We start from the raw sequence: 24,943 nt of genomic DNA, 5'->3' as shown, positions 1-24,943 counted from the left end.
CCCTAAACCTGCTTTATTGCGGCAAACTGAACATGATTTCAACCAACTGACCTTCGCGCTCTACCATCACAGAGACCTCGGTCAGATCCGGCAGCTGGCCCATCACCTCCAGCGCCTGGCTCATATCAGTTAAATCATAACCATTGATGGATTTTGCCAGGTCATTGGGCTGGAACCCGGCATCCTTGAATAATCCGGCATCTTTACCCGGGTTGAGTCTGTACCCTTGTACTTCACCATCCTTTTGTACCGGAGAGATCGCCAAGTAATCGGTAATCTTGCTGGGATCGGCCAGCAACTCATCGCGGGAGGCCACCAACTCGCGGCCAATATCGGCATCACGGCGGTCAACCTTGGTCACATCACCACCGCTGCGGGCCTGTTGCAGTTGGGCGTTGGCTTGTGACTGAGTGGTATATTGCAGGCCGTCGAGCATCAGAGTCTCGTAACGGCCGGCATTGGTAATAATGATGCGGTCGGCATACACCTCTTTCAGCGATGCAGAGGTCCCCTTGATCTTGTCGCCCAGGCTGTAGGTTTCCTGACTGCCTTGAGACTCGATGATAGCCAGGCCTTTCTGCTCGGCACTGGATGCCACCACCCCGGTCAACAAAATCGACAGTGAAGTTTTTGGGGCATCTGTGATCATTTCGGCGGCTGGCTCAGACTTGGGCTTGGTGCTGCTGGCATCTTTCTTGCCGAATAGTGCCAAGCCGTTGATAGTGCCGATATCGACATTCTGGGATTGGGTGCCAGAAACCGGGGTTGGTGTCCAGTTGGCTGTCGGTTTACCTGTTGGGATCAGCTTCCAGCTGATCTGTGCCATCAAATACAGAACCAACAGCATCAGTAGCCAAAACACGGCAGAGCTGGCGGGTTTTTGCGGTATGCTGCCCGTCTTGGCGATAATCTTATCCAATAAATCCATATTTTCCGGACCCTCTAATCAGGTCTCTGTTCTGATTATGATAGTGATTGAACCCTTCGCCATGCTAACCCACACTCTTGTTTGCAACAAGACCATAACAGGGAGTAGATTGGCGAAAATTGTACGATTATGCTACCTTTGCGCGCCTGGAAAGGGTGTGAAGCGCTCCACTGTTTAACCCCGTATCGACGGCTTGGACAAGGGATTTATCCCCGAGTTGTGAGCTCATCCCCTTTTTCATTTATGACAGGAGTATCCATGGCCAATAGCAATGACAACGCCGAGGCGATCCGGCTCGATAAATGGCTCTGGGCAGCGCGTTTTTACAAGACCCGCGCCTTGGCCAAAGAGATGATCAACGGCGGTAAAGTACATTACAACGGCCAAAGGACCAAATCCAGCAAACTGGCAGAAGTCGGTGCGCGCATTAAGTTACGCCAGGGATATGACGAAAAAGAGATCGTCATAAAAAAAGTTTCCGGTGTCCGTCAGGGGGCGGTTATCGCCCAGAGCCTGTACGAAGAAACACCGCAGAGCATACAAAAGCGGGAAAGTAATGCAGAAGCCAGAAGGCTCAACATACTGCATAATCCGGCGCCCGATACCAAGCCGGACAAGAAACAGCGGCGGCAAATCATCCGCTTCCGCGAGACCTGAATTAACAGTGAGAAACCCAATGAACCAAGATACTCTCCATCGCTATCTGTTTGATAACGCCGATGTAAGGGGTGAACTGGCCCAGCTCAGTGATAGCTACCGCCAGATAGTTAACACCCACGATTACCCGGAGCGCCTTAAGGTACTGCTGGGTGAATTGCTGGCCGCCACCTCGTTGCTGACAGCCACCCTGAAATTTGAAGGAGATATCAGTGTGCAACTCCAGGGTCAGGGCGGCCCCGTGTCACTGGCAGTGATCAATGGTAACAACCGTCAGGAATTGAGGGGCATTGCCCGTTGGCAGGGCGAGATTGCCGCCGATACGCCACTGGAACAGCTCTTTGGTCAAGGCTATATGGTTATCACCCTTACCCCGACAGAGGGCGAGCGTTACCAGGGCGTCGTGGCTCTGGATAAGCCCAGCATCGCCGAATGTCTGGAGAGCTACTTTGCCCAATCTGAGCAATTGCCCACTGGCATCTGGTTATTTGCCGATGGCGAACATGCCGCCGGTATGCTGCTGCAAGTATTGCCGAGTGAGCAGAGTGAAAATACCGAGTTTGAACACCTGACTCAGCTGACTGCGACTATTAAGGCCGAAGAACTGTTCAGCCTGCCGGCCACCGAAGTCTTGCATCGCCTCTACCATCAGGAGCAGGTGCGGCTGTTCGATCCGGTGAGCGTCAGCTTCAAGTGTACCTGCTCCCGTGAGCGCAGCGCTGCAGCCATCCGCACCCTGGCAAAAGAAGAGATAGACGCCATCATCCAGGAAAAAGGCCTGGTGGAGATGGGCTGTGAATACTGCAACAGCCACTATCGCTTCGACGCTATCGATATCGAAGCCATCTTCGCCAACGCTCAGGCACCGGATACTCCCCAATAATGGGGCGATAAATCTGTCGTTTTTCAAGAGGGCGAGTGATCGCCCTCTTTTTTTCACCATTTTCCAGATCTTGCTCACACTTCAGCCAGCGCTTAAGTTACAATCGCGCCAACCCGGCAGCAGACCGGGACCATACCAGACCTCACAATAGATGGAGACCTTACCTATGGCGGCAGAAGCAAACCGCATCCAACTCAATCTCAACAGTGCCCAACTGGTCGAGCAGGCTATTCTGCGCGGCGAAGGCACTCTGACAGCCAACGGCGCCCTGGTGGCTCAGACCGGCGAGCGCACCGGCCGTTCACCCGCCGACCGTTTTATTGTCAAGGAGCCGGGTACCGAGGCCGATATCGAGTGGGGCGCGGTCAACCAAGCGTTTGAACCTCAAAAATTTGCTGCCCTATGGGAAAGGGTCGAGGCCTATCTGGCCGACAAGCAAGTATTTGTCTCTGAGCTGGAAGTCGGCGCCGACGCCGATCACTACCTGCCTATCAGAGTCACGACTGAATACGCTTGGCATCAATTGTTTGCCCGTAACCTGTTTATCGTGCCAGAGCACTATAACCAGAGCCACAAACCCGAGTGGCAGATTATCAATGCCCCAGGCTTTGTCTGCTCACCCGAGCGCGATGGCACCAACTCAGACGGCACAGTCATCATCAACTTCGCCGAGCGTAAGGTACTGCTGGCCGGTATGCGCTATGCCGGTGAAATGAAAAAATCCATGTTCTCGGTACAGAACTTCCTGCTGCCGGCCAAAGACGTACTGCCGATGCACTGCTCGGCCAACGTCGGTAAAGATGGTGACACTACCCTCTTCTTCGGTCTCTCAGGCACAGGCAAGACCACACTGTCTGCCGATCCCAAGCGCTTCCTTATCGGTGATGACGAGCACGGCTGGGCCGAAGGCGGCGTCTTCAATATTGAAGGTGGCTGTTATGCCAAGTGTATCGATCTCAGCCAGAAAAATGAGCCGGTGATCTGGGATGCCATTCGCTTCGGTACTGTGCTGGAGAACGTGGTGCTGGACGAGCAGCGCGTGCCCGACTACAAGGATGCCAGCCTGACCGAAAACACCCGCGCCGCTTACCCACTGGAGCACATCGCCCAGCGCAAGGAGGACAACCGTGGCAACGAGCCGCACGCCGTGGTGTTCCTCACCTGTGACGTTTCCGGTGTCCTGCCTCCGGTAGCCAAACTCAGCAAGGAGCAGGCGGCCTATCACTTCCTCTCAGGTTATACCGCCAAGGTGGGCTCCACCGAAGTAGGCTCAACCGCCGCGATTCAGTCAACCTTCTCCACCTGTTTCGGTGCCCCCTTCTTCCCTCGCCCTGCCGGGGTATACGCCGAACTGCTGATGAAGCGTATCCAAGCCTTCGGCAGCCAGGTTTACCTGGTGAACACAGGCTGGACCGGTGGCCCTTACGGCGTGGGTAAGCGTTTCGACATTCCTGTCACCCGCGCCATTGTTGATGCCATCGTCAGCGGTGAACTCAAAGAAGTGCCGACCGAACATATCGAGCAGTTGAACCTGGATATCCCGGTTGCCGTCCCCGGCGTCGACAGCACGCTGCTGAACCCTGTCAACACTTGGGCCGATAAGGAAGAATATGCCAAGTACGCCAAGCAGCTGGCAGAATCCTTCCAGAGCAACTTCGCCAAGTATCAGGTATCTGATGCCATCAAGGCCGCTGGTCCTAAAGCCTGATAACGACAGTTGATGATGAAAACGGCTCCATTAAGGAGCCGTTTTCTTTTCCGAGAATTATATGTTCAATACCAAACCTAAGAGCCACAATACATTAATCGTTTCATCATCCATTAGGCATTAACTTAGTATCAGCATAAGTTGAGTTATCAAGTTAATCAGCCTGTCTTATTACTGTCATATATATACTTTAAGTTGCTCACTCCTGATTAATCATTAAACAATTCCCATATAAAAATAAGGGTATAACCAGTTACCGTACGACGATACAAATATACACTTTTGGGTAATTGTTATGACTAATATGTAACGGGAAAATTACGCGACAATTTTGTCTCAAGCAAATGCATCAAGGAGTGATAATGTACAAGGGTAAAATTCGCGGTCAAGGTATGACCGAATATATCATTATAGTAGCGCTTATTGCTGTCTCCGCCATTGGCGTATACAGCTTCTTCGGTAAAACCATTCGAAATCAAGTGGCTGGTCTGGCAACAGAGATGTCCGGTGTTGATTCGTCAGCTCAGATTGGTGCTGCCAAAACTGCTGCGGGGACAACCTCTACTGTTGCCAACGGTGATTATAACTTGGGTAACTATAACGCTGCTGCAAATAAGGCTGCGGCTGGTGGTTCTTCTGGTGGTTCAGGCGGTAATTAATACCTCTCTTACTTATAAAATGGGGAATACGTCTGGTGATTCCCCTTCTCATTCGTTAAAGGATTAACTCATGGCATCTAATAAACAGATGGGCCAAGGGATGACGGAATATATCATCATAGTGGCTCTGATCGCGATTACTGCAATTGGCGTATACAGTTTTTTTGGCAAAACAATACGCAACCAAGTCGCCGGACTTTCAAGTGAAGTTTCGGGGCAAGACTCCTCTGGACAAATATCCAATGCCAAGACAGCTGCCGACGATGCCAGCAATACAGCCGATAGCAACTACAACCTGAGCAACTATAACGAAGGGGCCAATAAGGCTGCCGGTGGTTCAGGTCAAGGCGGTGGCGACAGCGGAATCGACTAAACCAACACCAAGACCAGAGAGCAGGCAGGAGCAAAGGAATGATGCCTTCCCGTCAACAGGGGCAAGCCATGATAATGTCATTGATTCTTATGGCATTTGCACTAATGGTAATCCTCTTTAGTTTCAATGTGTCCCAACTGAATATCAAGGGCACTAAATTACAAAATACCGCGGATAATACAGCCTACAGTGTTGCCACTCTTGCTGCCAGGGACATGAATTTCAAGGCGTACACCAATAGAGCTGCGGTTGCCAATCAGGTCGCAGTAGCCCAACTCGTTGGCCTTTCATCTTGGTTCAATATGGCTGAAGTATTTTCACAGAATGCTTGCCGGGTATTGTGTGCAGTTCCCTACGTTGGCCAAGTGGTCAACGGTATCGCGCAAGTGGTAAAGGGGCTGAATCAAGGTGTGCAGCCTGCCATCAAAGTACTGGTCAATGTAGAAAATACCGTACTTAAAGCCATAAGTATCGCTCAGCAATCCATGCACTATGCAGGGGTAACGGCAGCGTTCGATAGCGCTGGCGATATAGTCAAAGCCAATGATCCAAATGCTCGTATGGATTTGATGCAAAACCCGCTATTGATACAAGATCTAAAGAATGTATGGGTAGACTTTCAAACTCTTCAAAAAAGACAAAACAGAAATAAGGGTGGCAGTCAGTATAAGGACTTTATAGGTGTCACTCTTAAATCCCGAGATCCTTTCAGCAACAAACGCACCTACAAACTGCCTTTCCCTTGGTCATTCCACTTTTTTCCGATCAAAGCCAAGACTTATAAAGCCGGCGGCAGCGAGCTTGTCAGCAACGGGAATCGTCCAGAATCATGGACATCCATGGATACCTTGAGTGTGCACTTTTCCAAGTTCAGATGTAAACGTTGGCGCTGCAAATGGCGTACCAGAGAAATTCCTGCCGGTTGGGGTGGAACCGTGTCCGACAATAGAGCCATTCTCAGCAGGTTGAACGATAGAACTTACTGGGGAAGCAGCAGAGGACATAATAGAAGCGCATCCAACTTTGCAGCCGCCGATCAAGTGACCCGTGGCAGCTATGATGGCGTACAACCTTTTTATTCCCTGTCGAATTCCGCAAAAGGGAAAAGTGAAACCAGCAATATTCTGGTCGTGGTATCCAAAAAACAAGACAAAGTGAGAACCAGCAACAGCGTACCTCTCGGAGGGGACATGGTTGACCCTGCGACCAATGAAAAAATGCTGGGTGACAGAATGACCGCATTGGCCGCGGCACAAGTCTACTACTCGCGGCCGAGAGATCTGATGAAATCAGGTTCTGCCTGGGCCAGAAAAGATAGTAAGCATGAGTACGGCAACCTCTATAACCCATTCTGGCAAGTGCGCCTGAGCCAATCTACTCAAGGGGAGAGGGCCGCAGTTCAGGCTCTGACAAGGTTACTCTAATGCAGTTCATTCATCGACAACGGGGCCAGGCCCTGGCTGAATCAATCATAGGGATGAGCTTTGTGATAATCCCATTGCTACTGTTGCTACCTTTCGTCTCAAAAATAACCGGGGTCCAACACAGGGCTAATCAGGCGGCTCAATATGCTGCTTGGGAACGCACGGTATGGAAGGAACAGGCACCGTCACGCATGGTCACTGGCAAGGGAATTTTCCTGGCAAAAAAAACGGAACAACAGTTATCAGCCCAACTACCATGGCGCTTTTATCAAGGAAAAGGCCAGGTAATAGATAGTCGTCCACCTAAGCAATGGAACTGGGAACAGAATGTTCACCCCTTGCTGAAACACCAGACTCGCCATGATGGTTCTCTATCTGGCTTGATCAAGGATAAGGGGGAAGGAAAGAACCGTCTAAGCTTCACCGAGCCGAGCTCCAAGATACCAGGTACGGTGAACTCTTTGATAGGCAAAGCACTTGGGGTGCTGGCCTATACCGGCTTCTCCCTTGAGCAAGATCAGTTCTACCACACTCGCGTGGAAACTGACCTGGTACAGATGCACCTCGAGCCATTCGACAGTATGCAGCTGACTTATAAGGGCAACAGCGCCTTACTCGCCTCAGGATGGAATGCAGCTGGCCCTGAGCATCTGCGTCGTAGAGCCGAACGCCTGGTACCAACCAACTACGCAGATGTCAGTTGGGTGAGAACCGCCCAAAAGGTTGCCAGCTTCATTCCCTTTGGTAAAGAACTGCACCCCAACTCCCTGAAGCTGGGCCATGTGGAAACTGAAGTACTGCCTGCCAACCGTCTTTGTAATTATGGTTCTAAAGGATGTGGAGGTTAACTATGAAACAACTCCTTTTGGGCTGTTGGTTTCTCAGCCTTCCTCTGCTGGCAACTGAATGGCCTGAAATACAGTTTCCCGATTCCGCCACGGTGGAAGTGGTAGCTGAAGAAATGGTTTATCAAGGCACTCCCATGGCAACTTGGGTGATGCGGGATAAAAGCAATCAGATGATGACCGCAGCCTTCTTCAAACGCCAATGGCAGGGCAAAAGTGAACGCTTTGATGAACAGATGTTTGGCCAGGATTACATCATCAATAGCTTGCAACCACCTTTCCTGTTAACGGCCCGAATAAGGAAAGACTTTGATGGTGTTCTAGCTTACATAGGCATAAGTAAAGATCCCGGTAGCCCAGTCCATAGTAAGTTGGCATTTCCAATGCCGAGCGGTAGCACTGTGTTGTCTGATGTCAGTTCAAAGGATCTCTTCAAGAGTGGCCGAACCTTGGTTTTCAACAGCAACCGCACACTGGCAGATACCTTCCATTACTACCAACGTCACTTTCAACGTCAGGGTTGGAGCGAAGTTGGTACCTATCTGGATAGCGAAATCGGCACCCTGATGCTCACCCAGGGAAGCAACACTCTGGACATTAGCATAAACCGAAAAAATGGCTTGGTTTACGTGGTCGCTAACCAAGTTATGGAAGGGATTTAAGGTGTTAAACAAAAACCAAAAAGGACAAGCAAGCTTTGAGTATCTCGTGGTGTGCGGTGCCTTGGTCGCCGCACTCTTGACCCCAATAGAATCTCAAGGCGACCAGAATGTGGTCGAGCTGTGCCTGGAGGCTCTCAGAGCTTGGTATACCGCATTCGCCTATGCCAAATCACTGCCTGCATTACCTCTTTAGTATTGAGACAAAAGATGAAACTGAAATCGATAGACTTTAACTGGATCCTGCTGCTGGTTGCCATCGCCTTGGGTGGTGTCGCAGCCTTTGCAACCAAATCATATTTCGAGCAGCGGGAAGCCGAGCTCAGAGCTGAACTCAGTGACAGTGATGTCGTGATGGCTGACGTGCTTGTAGCCAATCAACCTCTTGAAAAAGGTATGATCATTTCTGAGCAGAATATGACCGTACGGCAAATACGAGCCGATATAGTCCCCTTGGAGGCCTACCATCCCAGTCAATTCGGTGAGGTGGTCGGCAAGATGCTATTACACCCGATGGCTCCCGGCAGACCCCTGCTTACTGCTTATGTACCCGGTCATGGTGTCAGTAAATTTTCCGACATGCTTGATGAAGGCCAACGTGCAGTGACTATCGAGATTGATGTCATTAACTCAACGGCCGGAATGTTGGTTCCATCTGATCATATCGATCTATTGTTGGCGTATGACGAACCGCTGGGTGACAACAACAACAATCGCAAGAAGTTACAGCTACTTCTGGAAGACGTCACTGTATTGGCAACCGGCAGACGCAGCCAGGAAGTACCTGATGAACTGGCAGACACCCTATTTGAAGATCCCGCCTCCTACAATACTGTGACCTTGGCTTTATCCGTGGATGATGCAGCCAGGGTGTCCTTGGCCCGCAACAAAGGTTCATTTGTCACTCTATTGCGTAATCAACAGGAAACTTTGCCACTGGAGTTTGCTTCCCTGTATCAGGATGAAATATTTGAAAAATCAGCTTCTGACAATAGTCGCCTGGTAGAGATTATTGTCGGTGGCGGCGGCGTTCAAACCCAATATCAAGAATACCCAAATCCAGATGCAGCCGAGCCTAAGCTGCAAATCACCCAACAAGAGACAAGAACCGCATTATGAGAAGTTTCATCCTCTTTCTGGCAGCCTTGCTGTTGCCATGGCAGACCTTTGCCCATAACAACCCTCCTCTCTCGCTTTATGTCGGCGCAGTGGAGCTCTATAAGGTCAACAATGTTGAACGCGTTGTGGTCGGAAATGGTGCAATTCTCAGTGCCAAAGTCATTGATGATAAAGGAGTATTGTTAATAGGTGAGTCTGAAGGTGTCTCAGACCTTCAGCTGTGGCAAAAAAATGGGAAACTCATCAAGCGCAGTGTCACTGTTTATGCCAAAAACCAACTGACCAGCATCCAGAATATCCAGCACCTACTGGCTTCTTTCCCCAAGCTAAGCGTGACTCAATCCAATGAGCTACTGGTCGTTCAGGGAGAAGTCGATGAGAAACATAAAGGCGTCGTTGAAAAAATACTGGCCAGTCACCCAAACCTGATTTCACTTGTTGAGTTCAAACAATATGCCCCGGACATGGTTCCCATGGTGAAAATGCAGGTGCAGATAGTCGAGTTCAATAAATCTCGTCTTAACAACATTGGTATTCAATGGGATTCAGTTATGTCAGGCCCAGCCTTTGGTGCAGCTAAAGCCTTTACTGCCAACCCCATTTTCAGTGTGACATCTCCTGGCAATTATGTCGGCACCATCAGTGAGGCTATTTCAGACAGCATTGGTGTTCTGGATACCAGAGGATGGAGTTATTTCGGCATAGTTACCGGAATTGGATCCAAGATTCAGTTGATGGCCGAAAAGGGGGATGCCCGCATGCTGGCGCAACCCAACCTCACCACTCGAAGTGGTGAGGCTGCCAGCTTCCTGGCCGGAGGCGAGTTCCCCATTCCTATGACCTCAGCCCTGGGCGTCGTCACCGTAGAATTCAAGGAATATGGGATCAAGTTGGATATCGAACCTGAGGTGGACGAACATCAAAACATCATTAGCCGAGTGCGAGCCGAAGTCAGTGCGATTGACCCTTCAGTTGCTATTGATGATGTTCCCGGCCTACTCACCCGTAAAGCAGAGTCCGTAATCAACGTCAAAAACAAAGAAACCATGGTGATTTCAGGGCTGGTCAACAGCGAAATGTCAAAGTCCGTTTCCCGTTTTCCACTGCTTGGTGATATTCCCATCCTGGGAGAACTATTCAAGTCACGTAATTTTAGGGAAAACAAGACCGAACTGGTTATTTTCGTTACCCCTACAATAGTTTATCCGGGTCATGAAGAGCACGAAGCACAGTTGGCCCGGGGTAAAGAACTGGCGGCAGAAGCTGACCAGCTAGAAGCCTTCTACATCCTGGACTAGGAGCGGTATATGTTCAGTATTATGGTGAGCACCAATAAAGGTACCCGGGTCGGTGAGTTTCAATGTATTCATTCCCAGTGCCAAATAGGCAAAGATCCAGACAACCTTATCGTCTTGAGAGGATTCAAAGTTTCACGCTTGCACGCCACGCTCATACAGGATGAAGAAGGCATCTTCGTGGAAGACAACAAGAGCCGCACCGGTATCAGGGTGAATGACGAAAAGCGGCAGCGTTTCGGTCCACTCAAAACAACAGACAGGATACAGGTAGGGGATTATCAGCTTCGCGTGATTAATCAAGATCCCGAATACCAGTTCGACAATAAAGATTCGTCAGCAGAATGCCCACCGGAGAATCCTGCTGACAAGCAGGTTGCAGACGTTGAAAGCACTAGGAACATGAAACCACTGGCTATGACCAATGCCAAGCTGGATCATATTCAATTCAGAAATGAGTGGCGCCGACGGGTACACAGAGAACTGCTGAAACAGATGGATCTTCGCAGGGTCAACGTCAACGAGATGAGCGACCAGGAGCTACGCCAGCAGAGTGAGTCTCTTATCCAGCAAATCATTAGCCAAATGCAGCTTCCTGCAGAGATTGAAGTCAACTCTCTAATAGAAGAAGTTCTGGATGAAACCATAGGGCTTGGCCCCTTGGAAGGCTTGGTTGCAGACCCTGAAGTGTCTGAAATCATGGTTAATAGTCATGATCAGATCTTTTATGAAAAAGCCGGCCAGCTGTTTCTTTCAGACGTTGCCTTTTCAGATGATCAGGCCGTATTGGGCGCCATAGAGCGAATAGTTACACCAATAGGCAGACGCATAGATGAAAGCTCACCCATGGTGGATGCGCGTCTTAAAGATGGTTCCCGGGTTAATGCAGTAATACCACCTTTGGCTCTTAAAGGCCCATGCATCACCATACGTAAATTTATGCAGCAGCGACTGAACTGTAGTGATCTGGTGCGCTTTGGTTCTATGAGTCAGGCAATGGCTGACTTTCTGGAGATTGCGGTTAAGCAGAAGCGAAATGTCGTTATCTCTGGTGGTACAGGTTCAGGGAAAACAACCCTGTTGAATGTTCTCTCCAACTTTATTCCGGAAAGCGAACGCATTATCACAGTTGAAGATGCCGCCGAGTTGCAACTCTATCAACCAAATCTGGTTTCACTGGAAGCTCGTCCAGCCAACCAGGAAGGTAAAGGCGCCATAGAGATCCGTGATCTGGTCAAAAACTGTCTTCGGATGCGTCCTGACAGAGTCGTTATCGGTGAATGCCGTGGAGGTGAGGCACTGGACATGCTTCAGGCCATGAATACGGGGCATGACGGCTCGCTGACTACAGCCCACTCAAACTCACCACGAGACTGTATCTCAAGGCTGGAAGTCATGGTGATGATGGCTGGCATGGAATTACCGGTACAGGCCATTCGTGAACAGATATCTTCAGCCGTCAATATCATAGTCCAGCAATCACGTTTCGCCGATGGTTCTCGTCGCGTTACCAGCATTTGCGAGGTTACCGGCATTGAAGGCTCCATAGTGCAACTCTCGGAGATATTCCGTTTTCAACAGACGGGTTTCAACGAGCACGGCAAAGTACAGGGTTACTATACGGCAACCGGTTCTGTCCCGGAGTTTTATGAGCGCTTAAGGCAACAAGGTATCAAGGTCAAACTGGATATTTTTGAGCGGGAGTCTCGCCATGAGTAGTCCGTTGTTCATCATAGGTTGCATTGGTATCAGTGCGGTGCTGCTGGTGTGGTCATTGAGGCACCTGTCGTCTAATTGGGCCAGAGAATATCAGGACAAATTCACCACATCAGCCAGTACAAACCTTGCCGATATGTTCATGTTCATCGAACCGCAGCAACTGTTTTTGATGAACATTATTACTTTGGTATCAGTGCCATTTCTAGTTTGGTTGCTGTTTGGTTCTTTGATACTGGGTATTGTCATCAGCATAATATTGGCTCTGCTGCCACGCTTTGCATATCGCTATCTACGTAAGCGTCGCCAACGTAAGTTTGTCGAACAGTTGCCTGATGCACTTAATATGATCGCCTCTTCAATGCAGTCCGGCGCCAATACCACCTCAGCCATTGAATTTATGGCTGAGGAAATGGATGCCCCCATACGGCAGGAATTTCAGTTGTTTCTGCGGGAGCAACGCTTGGGGGTAGAGTTCAATACCGCTCTGAACAACATGTATGCTCGAATTCCTGAACCCGAATTTCAGTTAGTGATTGCTGGTATGCAAATATCCCGAGAAGTAGGGGGAAACCTGGCTGAAGTACTGTCAAGGCTGTCCAGTACACTGCGAAAAAAGCTGGAGATGGAAGGCAAGATAGACGCGCTAACATCACAAGGTAAGCTTCAGGGATTAGTGATGACCTTGCTACCAGTGTTTATCGGGGTAGTACTCAATCACATGGAGCCGGATGCCATGGGACGCATTTTTACCGAGCCCTTGGGCTGGCTCACCATCGCAGTCGTCGTATTGATGCTGTTCTGCGGTTACATATCCATTCGTAAGATAGTCACTATCGATGTGTAGTAGGAGCCGCAATCATGATTAATCTGATCATCCTCTGCTACGCCTGTGCTTTGGGCTTCACCATTATCAGTTGCGCAAGGATTTATCGCCGGGTTCCTCCCGATAACAGGGAGTTCATGGATCCGCTTTCACCAGGGTTAAAAATAATTTGGCCACTGGTGCAAGTATTGGCTTTCTACATCAGTGAGAAGCTCAGTGTCGACTATCTGGAACGGGTTTCCAAGAAACTACAGATATCCGGCCTGTCATACATCATGAGTGCCGAGCAATACTTCGCCATCAGGATCCTCAGCACGCTATTTGCAGTGGGACTGATGCTGGCAGCAACCGCGATGCTGGGAGAGGTCAACAGCCGCTACCTGCTCTTTGCTGCCATTGTTGGCTATTTCCTCCCCGTGATGACACTGAACGATCTGCGTAAGAAGCGTCAGCTAGACATTGTTAAAGTGCTACCTGTGTATCTGGACTATCTGACCATGTCCATCGAAGCCGGTTTGAATATGACTGGTGCGCTGACCCAAGCGGTTGAACGCGGTCCAGAAGGGCCTTTAAAAATTGAAATTGAAAAGGTTATCCGCGATATGCGCGCCGGGATGTCCAGAGCTCAGTCTTTTAGGAATATGGCCGAACGGGTACAAATAACCGAAATCAACAGCTTGGTAAGTGCCTTGGCTCAAGCAGAAAGAACCGGAGCAAGCCTGGGTAAAACACTTAGAATTCAAGCAGACCAGCGCCGAGTAGAACGTTTCCAACGTGCCGAAAAGAAAGCCCTGGAGGCTCCAGTAAAGCTGGTATTCCCACTCATAGTGTTCATCTTCCCTGTCACCTTCATGATTCTTCTTTTCCCGATAGTTATGAAGTTTATGTACGAGCTATGAAGATGGAAACCAAGACACTTATTACAGCCTCAGGCTATGAATTAGGGCAAGTGTTTCTGGCCAACAATCCCTGGCTGCGTCTAAGAGGGTTACTGGGAAGGCCAAAATTAACACCTTCTCAGGGAATGTTAATCAGCCCCTGCAGCTCGGTACACACTATAGGAATGCGTTATCCGCTGGACATAGTGTATCTGGACGCCCAGCACACAGTCCTCAAAGTGGTTTCCGAACTCAAACCCTGGCGCAGCAGTTTTTGCCATGGCGCCCATCACACACTTGAGCTGGTAAATGGAACAGCAGCCAAGGCCCAAATCCATGAAGGAGAAACACTCAGATGGAAAAGTTCCTAATCACGCTTATGTGCACCCTGATGTTGATTATGCAAGGGTGCGCTTCTCAGACACAGCACCAGGGCAATCAGGCTATCATGGAGATACAAGCCAGAGCTGAACATGCCTACAAACTGGCGATGATGGATCAGGCCGAAAGTCTGTACCTCGAAGTGTTGAGATCTGTTCCCAATTACGCTCCCGGTTGGTTTCGTCTGGGCAACATCTATACCCGAACCGGACGTCAAGATGCTGCCATAGCGGCCTATCAACGTTGCATTGAGCTTGAGCCAGACAATCAAAAAGCTTGGTATAACATGAGCCTGGTACGCTTGAAACAATCTGCTCAGGTATTGGAAATAGCCCAACAGCATGGTGACACTAGTTCTGTGGTTCATAGGCAAATAAAAGCGTTGCTCCAAGCCATCTACGAACTGCAACGTGAACCCAGCCCGGAGCAGGCCGCGAGATGAAACGGTTAACATCGCAAACAGGCCAAGCGATGATGGAGTTTAACCTCGCTCTGCCCTTTCTGATGCCACTGGTATTGGTTGCCATGATGTTGCTCGTTCAATGGGGATTTATCTATTCCGCCAAGAGCACCTTGGATGCTGCAACTGTCAAAGCCGTGCGCTCAGGAGCCCTCAATCACGGTAGTTTGAGTGCCATACGTAAAGGGCTGAGCGAAGGTATGATGCCCCTTTACAATCAGGATCCCAGCCTGACAGGTACCTTAGGAGCGTTAGCCAAAGCCAGGATTGCGGTGACAACCCAAGCCAAGATAACCATTCTCAGCCCGGATAAGAAGGTCTTCGATCGCTTTAAAGTAAGGTCTACCTACCAGGGCAAGAGTCTCTATGAAATCCCCAACAATAACCTTATGTACCGTAATCCGGCGTTACAAAACCTTGGGAATAACCGACAACTGAACATCCAGGATGCGAATCTTCTACAAATAGAAGTTCGCTGGTGCCAAAAGTTAATCGTTCCCTTTGCCAACTATGTACTCAGAGAGATTGTCAGTTCGCCACTATACATGCCCAGCAAGGAGCAACTGGAGTGCAACCTGCTCAGCCGAGCTACCGGGGATATTTATCTTGCTATGGTCTCTGATGGCCTTATGCGTATGCAAACTCCTTTCAGGATGTAACCAACACTTATAGGGAAGTAAATCATGTCCAAAAAAACTTACCTGGCTCTGCTGATAGCCGGGATAATGCTGACCGGTGGTTGTAATGGTGAGCTAGAGCCAGATGAAGGCCCGGGTCAGGAAGTTCCAACTGACCCAACAGATCCAACCGACCCGACGGATCCAACTGACCCAGACCCGGTTGACCCACCCAGCCATGAAGGTAGCTGGGAAATACGTGATGAGGACAATGACGGTATTCTGGATGAGAGGGATGATTACCCTTTTGATCCAACAAAACATCAATTTCCTCAAATTATTGAGCAAGAACCCAACGATAACCCCTCAATCGCAACCCAGGCAGGAATGGCTCCCCCATTTACGGTGCGAGGAGCCATTTCTCAAAAATCAGACAATGGCGATCTGTTTTCCTTTGAAGGAGAAGCCGGTCAATTCTACACCTTGATGCTCAGCTATGAGGATCCGGATTTCAAACCCAATATCTACTTTTCTGATGCTCAGGGTAATGCACTCAACTTTGGTGAGTTGGAAATAGATCCTGTGCTCAAGAAAGTCGCTATCAGCGTTGAAATTCTTAAAGATGGCCTTTATCACATTGGCATCAACGATATTAACTTTGATGGCCGTCCTAGCTTCAGCTACAGCGCCCGTATTTTTGCTGATCGTGACAGTGATGGAGTTTATGACCAGCAAGAACTGGCATTGGGCATGGATCCAGAGAGTGATGACTCAGACCAAGATGGTATACCCGATACTCTGGAGTATCTGTATGGTTTAGCAGCCGATGACTTTGATCCAGATGGCGATGGTATTCCCAACTGGTATGACACAGATAGTGATGGTGATGGCCTGAGTGATGGATTTGAGGGTGGCGCCGATGCAGACGGCGATGGTCAGGGTAACTTCCTCGATTTGGATTCCGATGGCAATGGCATCGCTGATGCCATTGAGGCCGGCGACAATCCCAAGCACCCTTTGGACAGAGATCTTGATGGAGTCCCTGATTTTCTGGACTTGGACGATGACAATGATGGCGTCCTGGATATCAATGATCAGGACAGGCTGACCGCCGTCAGTATCAGCTCCGTAGCTATCCTGGGGCAGGCCTATACAGTCCATGACGATACCAAAGTCAGGTTTTTCCGCGAAGGCGATACACTGAACGTAGAATTGGATTCTCCCATATCTGCCGGTCAACACTTTTTGGTTATCACCCGGGAAGGCTTACCTCCAATCAACTTACCTTTAACTCAAGCCTCAGGTCTTATCACTACAGTACTGCCCAAAGGTGCCAGTGAAGTTTTTGTCTCTGATGGTGCTCTGCGCACCAATGCGAGAGCCTTGAAACTTCAGCCTGCAGGCACCCCGGTTATCAGCACAGCCGGCGCAGTGATGCTTGACGAAAACGCCCAAGTGACTCTCTATGGTGACAGCCTAAATGGCAATATCACAGTGACAGCCAATGGAATACCTTTGGAGGTCATTTCAAATACAGCCCATTCTGCGAGAGTGAACGTCCCAACAGGACTTGTCGACGGTACGCTGCAAATCAACAACGCTCAGGGACAGAGCAACCAAGTACAATACTATGTACTCAAAGAAGCAGAAGTTACCCTCACCTCTGTAGGCGGTGTTGATCCCTTAGGTGTACGTGTAGAAACACTGCTGAATACCACAACGACACTGGATTATAACGGTCGGGCAAACATTAAAGTCTTTAAGAATCGGCTGACTCCTGTCACAGCCTTTGTTCCTACTGCAGATAATAGTCAGGGATATGTTTATCTAAACAGTTACTTGTTACCAGGCGAACAACAACTGACATTGGATATAAACAGTACGACTTTTAAGTACGTGCTGGACTTTATTGGCGTTGACAAGATCCCACAGGCTTCGTTGGTTAATTTTCGCGACACCATAGTGACTTATCCTGAGTTCATAGAACTGCAGGAACACTTCGCTGGCATGCTGCAAAGTTCTCCAATGGCACTGGAGCAATTATCTCAAGCAACAAACCTGTTGCTAATAAGCAACAGCAACAAGATATATCAGCGCTATAGTCAGAACCAGGTTGGCAAGACAGCCAAAACCCAGTCATTCAATGCTTCTCCAATGGCTATGGCCATGGTCAAGAGAGCTTCAGCAACCGGAAGCATTAAACCAAACATCACCAATTATGGTACGGCTTACTTTGACTATAGTCTTGCGGCCACTAACTTCCTCGATAATTGGCTACCGTCGGACCCAAGCTGTCCCAATAACAGCGAGATCACCAAAGAACAGAAAAACAAACTCCAGTACGATGGCTGCTCAGAGCTGCAAAATCGTACCCGGCTTTATTTGAGTACCATGATTATCCCTCTGGGTGAAAATGGACAGTATGATGAGTCCAAGCTGGATAGTCCGCTGCGCAAGCACGCTCAATCAGCTTGGGATGGCAATATAATAGGACCGCAATCTGGAACATACTTTGGTCTGGAGTTTTGGTCCAAAGATCAGTACTACAATGTTTGTCCCTATCAAGATTGCCTTTACCAAGTTCTCGCTCCGGGTGTAGATACTCCTTTGGGGCCTTCACCATTTAGCTTTCGTAATCAGTCTGCCTATGATGAGGCCAACCTCAAAGCTCGCCAATACTTGGCAATTCGCACCGTCATAGACGGTATCTTGCTTAAGTTTTTTGACCTTATTTTAATCGGGGTAGGTTATGAACCGGCAGGATTCGACCCCGTGGTCATCACCAAGTTAGTGATCCAGTACTCACCCAAGCTGATAGAGGAAACTGAAAAACTTTATAAGGATGACAATGTTACTGGAACCGACCTTGCCAACTTCCTGGAACAGCTTGCGATAGAATTCTATAAAAATGAAATAGAAGTCTTCTACGATCCTGCCAATAGAGGCAAATTGGGCCCCATCACTACAGCAGTGCTGCAAAGTATGGGAGTAAAGCCCGAAGACCTGGCAGCCTTGGCTGCCGGAGCCGCGTTACGCAAATGGGCTCCTTTTATTGGCCAAATGGAAGCGATAAAAACTGGCGCCCAGGTAGCAGACATACTGATCGACCAGCTCAAGACCATTACAGATATGGTCGGCGTACCGGTGAAGTCTGACTTTACCCTCACTTGGGGGATGCAAATTGTCGACATAGACCCTGCCATTATGAAAGCAGAGCCTATAGACAAGCCGTTGTCTATCATCGGCACAGGGTTTGGCATTAACGAACGTTGGTATTGGTTTGATGAAGAACCCTTAACCGAACTGAAAGATGAGGGCAACAATGCTTATGAAGAGCGTGAATATGAATCTGTCTCCGAGGATGGCACTCTGCTGAAAATAAGCGTTCCAGGCTCTATGTTGAAAAACGCTGTCGGTCCTATCGCCGTTGCTGTTGAACACAGAGGGCAGCGCGCTGAGTCACCTGTAAAAATCAAGATTGGTGATGGCCTTGAGATCATACGTTTGAAAGCAAGTAGCGGCCAACCCGGTGACTTAGTCGTCATCGAAGGCTTGGGATTCAGCCAAACCAAAGCTGATAATAGAGTCACATTCGCCGGTAAGAATGGTGAACGTATCGTTGCCTTTATCAACAAGGTCGAGCCAGGGAAACTAACGGTGAAAGTCCCCAATAATGTTGTCTCGGGTAATGTCACTGTGGAAGTAGATAACGAGCTCAGCAATGGACTCAAGTTTGAAGTCCCCCATCTACTGGAAATCACTTTCGGTGATAACGGCAACTTCAACGACGATATCTTTAAACTGGTTGTCGATGATAAAGTACTGACCGATGGCAGTAGCCCGCAACGCCAGGTTGGCCCCTTATCAATACCGCTTACCTCAGGCACCCACACAGTAAAACTGGTAGGGATCCGGGCTGAAGATGAGATAGGCACCTATTACATCCAGTTTGAAGGCGATGTTCTCTCTGTCTCGGGGGATGAATTGGAAGGCCGTGACCTATTGAAAGATAGCGTCAAACAATTCCAGGTCGAAGTCGGAACTCCCCAACAGAAGGCTCGTAGTCAATATCAGCCGTTGCGCAATCTGCAGCAGGAATAAAATCAAGGGAAGAGCCGTAAGGCTCTTCCCTGTTTCAAGGAGTTGAACAATGAAAATTCCATTTGCATATCTTTCACTTGGAGTAACCCTTTTCACGCTGCCAGTGGCGGCCAAACCAAATGAGAAGCTGACTCAACAGTGCTTGGATAGTTTTGAAATCATCAAAAACCAGGATGTACAAGCCTTTGTGGCACTAATGCCCTACGAAGCGAGTGCCAAGGAACAAGAGCATGCGGCCCAAATACTGGCCCGTTCACACAAGCGTTGGTATCAAGATAAGACTCTCGGCACCATTACTCCCCAAGATGTGAGTTACAGCGAACCCAGCAAAAGCAAGCAACAGAAAGGTGCGCTTCAGGAAGCGCGGGTTAAGCTACTGATAGAAGGAGAAAACTACCGTTCTTCTGTCAGCTGCAAATTTCTCCAAACCGATAAAGGCTGGTTTCTTTCCAAGTTGCCTTAACCCGTTTTGACGAACTTAACTCAAGGATGAATCAATATGCGTAAACTTTCCCTCCTGTCGGTAGCACTCAGTGCTACGCTGCTCTCTGCCTGTGGCGGCTCCGATTCAGATGACAATCAACCACCTGTTACGACTGATATTAGTGTTCAGGGCCAGGTTAGTTATTTGGGTGCTGTGCCGGGGGCCGATGTCTGCGCCGATCTCAATCGTAACCTGTCTTGCGATGCTGATGAGCCCACAACAACTACCGACAACGATGGCAAGTATCAGCTCGATTGGCGCAGCGATGACCCAACGCCCGACTATTATCTGCTGGCCAGCTGGTTACCGCAGGCCAGTGACAATACCTCAGCCAAACAGCAACACAACAAGCAGAGTGTCGCTGCCCAAACAGCTAATGACGGCAGTCTGGTACTCTTTGCCCTGAACCAGCATACGGGTGCCATCAACCTAGTGACCCATTTGGAATTCAGTCGTTTACAGCAGATGTTGCAAGCGGGCATTGGTGACGCCCAGCGTGATAACCTGCTTCAGGAACTCAGGCAGCTATATTCCCAGCTGTTCGCCCCGGAGAGCGAGAACCCTTACCAGCTTGCTGCAGATGTCACAGCAGCGCCGGCCTTTGTCGAGGCATTTTGGTTACTGCAGCACATTCACGCTTTGACTGAAGCTCAGATAGAAAAGCTACTCGGTGAAGGCAATCATGAGGCCATTCTGGCGGCCGAGCAGACCCTCGCCATGACCCTGAATGAGCTGCGACAGTTGATCGCCGCCAGTGGTCAAACAGCAGCGACATTCCTGGCCACAGATCCCCAAGAGGTGCGTAACAAGGTAAACAACGCCATGGTTGCCCTGGGTTACCTGGAACCTCTTGATGACAAAACCATGAACGACAATGATTGGGTGATAGTACTCAATGGCTTGATGGAAGATGATGAGCAAGCTCATCTGCTTGATCTGGGGCTGACTGGCGGATCGGAGGTGTTCACCCTGCAATATGGCGCTCCCTCCAAGTTTCTGACCGGAAGTGTCAACCAAGGCAAGGTCCTGGCCCAGGATGTCACTCTGGGAGATGAGGTCGCCAACGAGTGCTGGAATACTCAAATGGAGCGCTGGATAAATGCCGATCGCAAGGATCAGGGCTATAACTCAAGCGCGCCGGTTATCGAAGGCAATCAACTACATACCTTCTATGATGGTACTCAGGTACCAATCACTATGCAGGTGGATAAGTACCAGGCCGGCGCCGAAGACTGGCAAACCTTGCTGGCAGGTACCCCGGCCGCGCTGCAGTTGGCCAAGCTAGAATGGCCTGGGCAGGTTTACCGCATCTGGACGGCGCAGCAAGCCGATGTAATGTGCCGGAATGAAGAGTTTGTTTCCTGGGAGATGCCGGTTGCCAACGCCGAAGATCTCGACTCCAGGGCGCTGATTACCCTCTTCTGGCCTATAGCAACAGAGGATGAAATTACCCTGGATGGCGAGCAGCGTTTCACGCTGAACTTTGGCGATACCCCTGAAAGCTACGAGTGGCAGCTAATCCAAAGCCCGAGTGGTGCGCCTTTGTTGCAGATCACAGAGCTGCTGGACAATCCAGAGCTGGCCGACAAGGTTCTACCCAGCCAATATCTGATCCAAGGTGACCAACTCATTGAAGTGAATATTTACCGCGCCTTTGATTTCGATGCCGGCAGGCAGCAATTGCGACTCACCTACGAGCAAAGCTTCAGCGATTCCCTGTATCAACATCTGAAACAACTGGCGCAGGCCAATTGAGCAAGTAATGAGGAAGACTAATGTCTGTTACCAACCCCGTCATCCAGCAGCGGCAATTGTTGGCGCCTATGTATCTGGACGGCTATTTTCCGGATTTTCTGGTCGATAAACTCAAAGACGTATTGCTGCAACTGTGCAGCGAGATAGAAGCCCTTAAGCCCGAGGATGAAGGCGCCTTGCTGCAACTGACTCACGCCGCTACCCTGGCCATCAATGAGCTGCAAGATGAGTTTGAAGCCAACGGCAGTGAACTGGAGACAGTCGCCCGGGATTGCATCGCCGATGAGTTTTACATCATCAGCCGTGCTTATGGCTTCGATAGTCTGGATATCGAACAAGCCATCTCCCCCAGAGATTGGTGATAAAAAAACGGCCCTTGCGGGCCGTTTTTGTTTTCAGGGGAGATTATGAGTAGCTCGAAGGCTTAGTTGGCGGCAGCCTGCTGACCGGCGATACGGCCAAAGACAATGATGTCTGTATAGGCGTTGCCACCCAGGCGGTTGGTACCGTGAGTCAAACCTGTCACTTCACCGGCGGCAAACAGACCTGGGATCACCTTGCCTTGTTCATTCAGTACGTGGGTCTTGGTATCTGTTACCAGACCACCCATGGTGTGGTGTACCGATGGCGTGGCTTTCAGGATCCAGTATGGGCCCTTGCTCAAGTCCACCAGCCCGGCTCTGTGATTGAAGGCTTCATCCTTACCGGTTTTCGCATAGTGGTTCACATCTTTGATGGTCTTCTTGAGGTTTTCCAGCGGAATGTTGAACACCTTGGCGGCTTCTTCAATGCTGTTCACTTCATACATCAGACCACGGCTGGTGAAGTCTTTGTATTCACCTTGGTGCATACCAATGGTACCGGCCACATCGTCGATGTCCTTGTTCCACAGCACATAGGTGTAACGACCGGGTTGTTCCAGAATCGCATGGGAGATCACATCGCGACGTTCCAGCTCTTCCACAAAGCGCTCACCGTTTTGGTTAACCAGAATCGCACCGAAGAAACGGGAGTCGGCGATCAGGGCAATGGCGCCAGTCTCTGGGTTACAGATAGGATAGGTTTGGATATAGCCCAGGTTGCGGGTGTCGGCGTGGATCTTCTCACCCATGACAATACCGTCACCTGTGCCACCTGCAATACCCGTAGTACCGTAACGCTCATCCAGCTCTGGGTTGTATTGCTTACGCATGGCCACGTTGGCAGAGAAACCACCGGTAGCGACAACAACACCGCGCTTGGCATGATAAGTGATCTTCTTGCCGTTTTTGGTCGCTTCAACACCGACGACCCGACCATTGTTGTCCATCAGCAGACGCTCGGCGGTAGTGTTGGTGTGAATAGGCAGACCGACTTCTTCGGCCTTCTTGGCAAATTTGCCAATCACTTCGGCACCCGTGTGTCCTTTGGGGATCAGGGCGCGCTTGACGCTGTGACCACCAAACTGGAACAGCTGGTTGGGGTAGTACTCAACCTTGACATAGTCACGCAGCCATTCTGCGGCATCGACGGCATTGTCTACCATCACCTTGACCATCTCAGGATCACCCTTGAAGTCGCCCCCTTTGAGTGTGTCCTGGATAAATAGCTCTTTGGAGTCGGTAATTCCCATGCTCTTCTGTACCCAGCTACCGGCTACGTTCATCTCGGCGCCGGAGATCAGCGAGTTACCACCTATGATAGGCATCTTTTCGATGATGACGGCAGAAGCACCGGCTTCCATGGCCTCCAGACCGGCACTAAAACCGGCACCACCTGAACCTATCACAACCACATCATAGGTGTATTCGGCCGGAGTCAGGGCTTCACCATGCTTGGCGGTGGCCGTTGCGGCCACCAGAGTCACACCTGCGGCTTCAACACTGGCAGCCACGGCTTTTTTGAGGGCATTGGAAGTCACGGTCGCACCGGAAACCCCGTCAACATCTACAGAGTTGTTGTCTATGATGGCCTGTTTCACATCTTTGAATGCGGCGGCGGCCAACACAGGGTTTTCTTTCTGCTTCAGCACATCGATAGCCACAATACGGCCATCCTGAATGCTGGTTTCTACCTGGATCTCACCATGCTTGCCCTGGGCAGTCCCCTGACTCTTGATGATCTCATGGGTCACCTGACAGCCGGTAATCACCACGGCAGTGGATACGGCCACGCCCAAAACGGATTTGTTCAACTGCATATTCAGTTCCTGTCGATTAAAAAAGGGAGCCTGGCTCCATTGTTAAAACTGGTATCCAAAAGCCAACCCATACTCGATACCGTCGTTGTACTGTGCACCCCAACTGTCGTACTGAGTCAGGTGCAACTTGCCGTAGAAGGCATCGGTAAATTGGGTCTGCCAACCCAGAATGATCTGGTGCCCATAGCTGTCGTAACTGAACAGCTTTTGGTGGTCTTCATCCCTGTCTATCTGCGCTTCGTAGTTGACGGACAAGTTGTGCTTCAATCCGGCAAAACTCAGCGGGTATTTGGCATTGAGCACCAGGGCATAACCTGAAATGTCATTGAAGTTCTCATCTGTTGGTGAGAAATGACCAAAGGTATAGTTAAAACCAACCCCGTAGTTCAGCGCCAAATCGCCAAACTTACTGTTGTGCGTAACCCCCAGATACAGGTTGTCTTCGACCAGAGTCTCACTGGCAGAGATAAAGTTCTGGGCCCAAAAGTTAAAACCGCTTTCACCCAGCTTATGCTCTATGATTGCCAATGATTTTAAAGTGGTTTTACCATCTTCATTCTTCTGGTTTTCCGCGACTTCACCCGGGTTTTCCAGCTTGATATTGGCGAAATAACTGCCCCAATCGGCCAAACCCAAATGATTCAGCTTGAGAAAGGGTTGGTTAAAGACGCCAGGGTTATCATCCTTGGCATCACTGGTATAAAACTTATAACCAAGATCCAGACTTGTTTTGGTTACATCGGCCTGCACATTGGCAGAAAATGCCATAGCCAGTGCCACCCCACTCAACAACCATTTTGAGCTCATAATATTTCCTCAGACAAATACAATGCCAAGTAATTGAAAACTTTAAACACATGAATTGGACGAGAAAATAATAATTAATTGCCACCAATAGCAGCTGTGATCTTGGTCGATTACAATCCTTAAAAAAATAAACTCTGTGGTTTAAGGAAGTAGATAACAGGAGACCATAAGTTAAGTGAAAATTCCGTC

The 24,943-nt window shown here is 49.6% G+C and carries 24 protein-coding genes; 21 read left to right on the top strand and 3 right to left on the bottom strand.

Going from position 1 to position 24,943, the window contains the following annotated elements; all coding sequences use genetic code 11:
- Positions 1–13: 13 nt before the first annotated feature.
- Positions 14–928, bottom strand: a complete 915-nt coding sequence (gene gspC, locus N512_RS0112800; protein ID WP_025010644.1) for a type II secretion system protein GspC — start codon at positions 926–928, stop codon at positions 14–16.
- Between the two features lie 258 nt (positions 929–1,186).
- On the opposite strand from gspC, the gene hslR reads away from it, so the two are divergent.
- From hslR to N512_RS0112695, 21 genes are all read left to right on the top strand, one after another.
- Positions 1,187–1,585 carry a ribosome-associated heat shock protein Hsp15 gene (gene hslR, locus N512_RS0112795; protein WP_028780586.1) on the top strand — a complete coding sequence of 133 codons (399 nt, stop codon included), beginning with the start codon at positions 1,187–1,189 and terminating at the stop codon, positions 1,583–1,585.
- 19 nt (positions 1,586–1,604) lie between these two features.
- Complete coding sequence (hslO, locus tag N512_RS0112790) at positions 1,605–2,468, top strand: Hsp33 family molecular chaperone HslO (RefSeq protein ID WP_028780585.1); 864 nt, start codon at positions 1,605–1,607, stop codon at positions 2,466–2,468.
- A gap of 166 nt (positions 2,469–2,634) precedes the next feature.
- On the top strand, positions 2,635–4,176 hold the full coding sequence (locus N512_RS0112785) for a phosphoenolpyruvate carboxykinase (protein ID WP_028780584.1): 1,542 nt from the start codon (positions 2,635–2,637) through the stop codon (positions 4,174–4,176).
- Positions 4,177–4,538: 362 nt separating this feature from the next.
- Positions 4,539–4,835: a Flp family type IVb pilin gene (locus N512_RS0112780; RefSeq protein ID WP_025010640.1), complete on the top strand. Its 297-nt coding sequence runs from the start codon at positions 4,539–4,541 to the stop codon at positions 4,833–4,835.
- A 70-nt stretch (positions 4,836–4,905) separates the two neighbouring features.
- Entirely contained in the window at positions 4,906–5,208 is a 303-nt protein-coding gene (locus N512_RS0112775) for a Flp family type IVb pilin (protein WP_025010639.1), read from the top strand.
- Between the two features lie 38 nt (positions 5,209–5,246).
- Positions 5,247–6,632 carry a Tad domain-containing protein gene (locus N512_RS0112770; protein ID WP_037474985.1) on the top strand — a complete coding sequence of 462 codons (1,386 nt, stop codon included), beginning with the start codon at positions 5,247–5,249 and terminating at the stop codon, positions 6,630–6,632.
- Positions 6,632–7,480, top strand: a complete 849-nt coding sequence (locus N512_RS0112765) for a hypothetical protein (RefSeq protein ID WP_028780582.1) — start codon at positions 6,632–6,634, stop codon at positions 7,478–7,480. The genes N512_RS0112770 and N512_RS0112765 overlap by 1 nt, the downstream gene beginning before the upstream one ends.
- 2 nt (positions 7,481–7,482) lie before the next feature.
- A complete protein-coding gene (locus N512_RS0112760; protein ID WP_028780581.1) occupies positions 7,483–8,139 on the top strand; it encodes a hypothetical protein in 657 nt (218 codons plus the stop codon).
- A 1-nt stretch (position 8,140) separates the two neighbouring features.
- Positions 8,141–8,332: a hypothetical protein gene (locus N512_RS0112755; protein WP_025010636.1), complete on the top strand. Its 192-nt coding sequence runs from the start codon at positions 8,141–8,143 to the stop codon at positions 8,330–8,332.
- A gap of 14 nt (positions 8,333–8,346) precedes the next feature.
- Positions 8,347–9,255 (top strand): Flp pilus assembly protein CpaB, encoded by a 909-nt coding sequence (cpaB, locus tag N512_RS0112750; RefSeq protein ID WP_028780580.1) that lies wholly within the window; start codon positions 8,347–8,349, stop codon positions 9,253–9,255.
- Positions 9,252–10,553, top strand: coding sequence for a type II and III secretion system protein family protein (locus tag N512_RS0112745; protein WP_028780579.1), 1,302 nt, complete (start codon positions 9,252–9,254; stop codon positions 10,551–10,553). The genes cpaB and N512_RS0112745 overlap by 4 nt, the downstream gene beginning before the upstream one ends.
- Positions 10,554–10,562: 9 nt before the next feature.
- A complete protein-coding gene (locus tag N512_RS0112740; RefSeq protein ID WP_025010633.1) occupies positions 10,563–12,269 on the top strand; it encodes an ATPase, T2SS/T4P/T4SS family in 1,707 nt (568 codons plus the stop codon).
- Positions 12,262–13,113, top strand: coding sequence for a type II secretion system F family protein (locus N512_RS0112735; protein WP_028780578.1), 852 nt, complete (start codon positions 12,262–12,264; stop codon positions 13,111–13,113). Before N512_RS0112740 ends, N512_RS0112735 begins: the two co-directional genes overlap by 8 nt.
- A gap of 14 nt (positions 13,114–13,127) precedes the next feature.
- The gene (locus tag N512_RS0112730) at positions 13,128–13,991 is read left to right on the top strand and encodes a type II secretion system F family protein (protein WP_025010631.1); all 864 of its coding nucleotides are present in this window, start codon (positions 13,128–13,130) and stop codon (positions 13,989–13,991) included.
- 2 nt (positions 13,992–13,993) lie between these two features.
- The gene (locus N512_RS22995) at positions 13,994–14,341 is read left to right on the top strand and encodes a DUF192 domain-containing protein (RefSeq protein ID WP_037437059.1); all 348 of its coding nucleotides are present in this window, start codon (positions 13,994–13,996) and stop codon (positions 14,339–14,341) included.
- Entirely contained in the window at positions 14,326–14,793 is a 468-nt protein-coding gene (locus N512_RS0112720; protein WP_025010629.1) for a tetratricopeptide repeat protein, read from the top strand. Before N512_RS22995 ends, N512_RS0112720 begins: the two co-directional genes overlap by 16 nt.
- A complete protein-coding gene (locus tag N512_RS0112715; protein WP_028780577.1) occupies positions 14,790–15,470 on the top strand; it encodes a TadE family protein in 681 nt (226 codons plus the stop codon). The genes N512_RS0112720 and N512_RS0112715 overlap by 4 nt, the downstream gene beginning before the upstream one ends.
- A 24-nt stretch (positions 15,471–15,494) precedes the next feature.
- Positions 15,495–19,529, top strand: a complete 4,035-nt coding sequence (locus N512_RS0112710) for an IPT/TIG domain-containing protein (protein ID WP_028780576.1) — start codon at positions 15,495–15,497, stop codon at positions 19,527–19,529.
- 49 nt (positions 19,530–19,578) lie between these two features.
- Positions 19,579–19,992 (top strand): hypothetical protein, encoded by a 414-nt coding sequence (locus tag N512_RS0112705; RefSeq protein ID WP_025010627.1) that lies wholly within the window; start codon positions 19,579–19,581, stop codon positions 19,990–19,992.
- A 36-nt stretch (positions 19,993–20,028) separates the two neighbouring features.
- On the top strand, positions 20,029–21,768 hold the full coding sequence (locus N512_RS0112700) for a hypothetical protein (RefSeq protein WP_028780575.1): 1,740 nt from the start codon (positions 20,029–20,031) through the stop codon (positions 21,766–21,768).
- A gap of 20 nt (positions 21,769–21,788) precedes the next feature.
- Complete coding sequence (locus tag N512_RS0112695; RefSeq protein WP_028780574.1) at positions 21,789–22,130, top strand: DUF5713 family protein; 342 nt, start codon at positions 21,789–21,791, stop codon at positions 22,128–22,130.
- A 62-nt stretch (positions 22,131–22,192) separates the two neighbouring features.
- On the opposite strand, the gene urdA is transcribed toward N512_RS0112695, so the two are convergent.
- A complete protein-coding gene (gene urdA / locus N512_RS0112690) occupies positions 22,193–23,947 on the bottom strand; it encodes a urocanate reductase (protein ID WP_025010623.1) in 1,755 nt (584 codons plus the stop codon).
- A 42-nt stretch (positions 23,948–23,989) separates the two neighbouring features.
- On the bottom strand, positions 23,990–24,754 hold the full coding sequence (locus N512_RS0112685) for an outer membrane protein OmpK (protein WP_028780573.1): 765 nt from the start codon (positions 24,752–24,754) through the stop codon (positions 23,990–23,992).
- Positions 24,755–24,943: the final 189 nt, after the last annotated feature.

The organism is Shewanella sp. 38A_GOM-205m, assembly GCF_000518445.1.
GTDB classification, from domain to species: Bacteria; Pseudomonadota; Gammaproteobacteria; order Enterobacterales; family Shewanellaceae; genus Shewanella; species Shewanella algae.
This window is presented reverse-complemented; position numbering and strand designations above follow the sequence as displayed.